The organism is Idiomarina sp. UBA4206 (assembly GCF_002383015.1).
Taxonomy (GTDB): Bacteria; Pseudomonadota; Gammaproteobacteria; order Enterobacterales; family Alteromonadaceae; genus Idiomarina; species Idiomarina abyssalis.
Genome location: NZ_DFTS01000004.1, coordinates 42,586 through 44,524 on the forward strand (window position 1 = coordinate 42,586; position 1,939 = coordinate 44,524).

Here is a 1,939-nt window from a genome sequence, read left to right on the forward strand (position 1 = left end):
GATCTATCTTCTACTCAATAGGTAACGAGTTGGCAAATTCACGCGAGTGGCCTCAGTGGGCACCCGGAAATGAATTTGAGGCAGCGCGTAAAGCAACAGAAGATATGCGAAAATAAGCGTTAAGATAACCTTGTAGGAACGGTCGCTGCCGTAAGTTGTCTTAACTTTGCAGTCATTTTTTAGGAGCAGTTATGACTCATAAACGAGATAAAGTTTATGTCCGTTTCAACCAAGGTTCACGTACCGGAGGAAGTTCCTCCGGTAACTGGCTCAGTCGTTTGCTGGGCCTTTTTTTATTGCTGGTTTTAGTGGGTCTTGGACTGGCGTTTGGTATGGTCATTGCGGTAGTTTTATTGCTGCTGGCAATTCCTGTAATGTGGCGTCAGCGCCACACAATTAAACAGGTTTGGCGAATGCGTAAACAAGCCAAAGAGCACTACCAGGAACAACAACGCCAACATCAAAAACAACAAGAACATTATGAGAATAGGCGAGAGGATGGCGGATCGGTTATCGACGGGGAATACGAAGTTAAAGACGATCAGGACAAAAAATCTTAAAAAACAGGGTCCAGTGCTCGAATGAAAAAACCTTATATAGTTATTCCTGCGCTGGACCCTGACCATCACTTGCTGACGCTTGTTGATGAGGTCACAGCGAAAGACCCGGACTGGAGCCACTTTCTGGGAATTGTCATTGTTGATGATGGTAGTCAGTCCAAATCCGTTTTCCAGGAACTTGCCAACCGACACCGCATTCACATTTTAGAGCATGAGGAAAACCAGGGAAAAGGTGCTGCATTACGGACCGCTTTTCGATGGATTTTGTCGCAGCAAGAGGAACGTTGTTCAGGAGCGGTTACTGCTGACGCTGACGGACAACATCTTGCTGAAGACATACTTGCTGTTTGCACACGCCTAAAGGGGTATCCGGATAAGTTATGGCTGGGTAGCCGAACTTTTGATGAAAATGACATTCCTTTGCGTTCTAAAGTGGGTAATAAGTTAACCCGTGTTATTTTCAGGCTTGTAACAGGGCAGGATATTAAAGACACACAAACTGGACTGCGGGGAGTTCCTGTCGGCTTTTTGGAAAAGCTTGTTGACTTCAACAGCTGCGGTTATGAGTTTGAATTAGAGATGCTTTTATCCGCTAAACGTTATGGTTACCGGATAAAGTCTCAGGAAATTACCACGGTCTATGAGGAAGGCAATGAAACCAGTCATTATCGGCCCATTGTCGACTCCATAAAAATTTATCGAAAGTTTTTAAAATTTGCCAGTATTGGTATTTTGTCTGCCGGACTTGATTACTCGGTTTTTGCGACGGCTTACTTTTTTTCAGGACAAGTGCTTGAGTCGATTATTTTAGCCAGAGTGATTTCCGGAGTGTTTAATTTTTCTTTAAACCGTCAGTGGGTATTCAAGCAAGGTTCTCATATTGCGTGGGATGCGACAAAATACGGATGTTTAGCGGTAGTTCTGGTCGCTGCTAACTATGGGCTAACAGAGGCGTTTAGATACATAGGGCTGACACCATTTATTGGCAAACCGCTAGCGGAAGGGTTGGTCTTTTTATTGAGTTACAGAGGTCAAAAGTTGTTGGTCTTTAAAAAGGCTGTTTAAAAATAGCTTTCAGCTTCCAAAAAAAACCGGAGTTCAAACTCCGGTTTTTTTGTTTCTGTTACTCTTCAGGTTGTTTGGGCGGGAAAATTCGTCGTACCACATAAAAGAACAGTGGAACAAAGAAGATTGCCAGCACAGTACCGCCTATCATACCGCCGATAACACTGGTTCCGATGGCATTACGGCTTGCAGCACCGGCACCATCACTTAGTGCCAGAGGCATAACACCGAATACGAAGGCCAGAGATGTCATAAGAATAGGGCGCAGACGTAAACGCACGGCTTCAAGAGTAGCTTCTAACAGCTCCTTGCCC

3 protein-coding genes are annotated in these 1,939 nt (G+C 44.6%); 2 read left to right on the forward strand and 1 reads right to left on the reverse strand.

Translation table 11 applies throughout. The annotated features are described in order from the left end of the window. Positions 1-191: 191 nt before the first annotated feature. Positions 192-560, forward strand: a complete 369-nt coding sequence (locus B3180_RS00550; RefSeq protein ID WP_054487928.1) for a hypothetical protein — start codon at positions 192-194, stop codon at positions 558-560. Positions 561-581: 21 nt separating this feature from the next. After that, complete coding sequence (locus B3180_RS00555) at positions 582-1,625, forward strand: bifunctional glycosyltransferase family 2/GtrA family protein (protein WP_222235404.1); 1,044 nt, start codon at positions 582-584, stop codon at positions 1,623-1,625. A gap of 58 nt (positions 1,626-1,683) precedes the next feature. Here the strand turns inward: B3180_RS00555 and B3180_RS00560 are convergent. Continuing rightward, a partial coding sequence (locus tag B3180_RS00560) for an efflux RND transporter permease subunit (protein WP_286842260.1) occupies positions 1,684-1,939 on the reverse strand: 256 nt, incomplete at its 5' end.

Excerpts from the sequence above, each read along its gene's own strand:
- B3180_RS00550 (WP_054487928.1), top strand. The coding sequence starts at position 192 with ATGACTCATAAACGAGATAAAGTTTATGTCCGTTTCAACCAAGGTTCA.
- B3180_RS00555 (WP_222235404.1), top strand. The coding sequence starts at position 582 with ATGAAAAAACCTTATATAGTTATTCCTGCGCTGGACCCTGACCATCAC.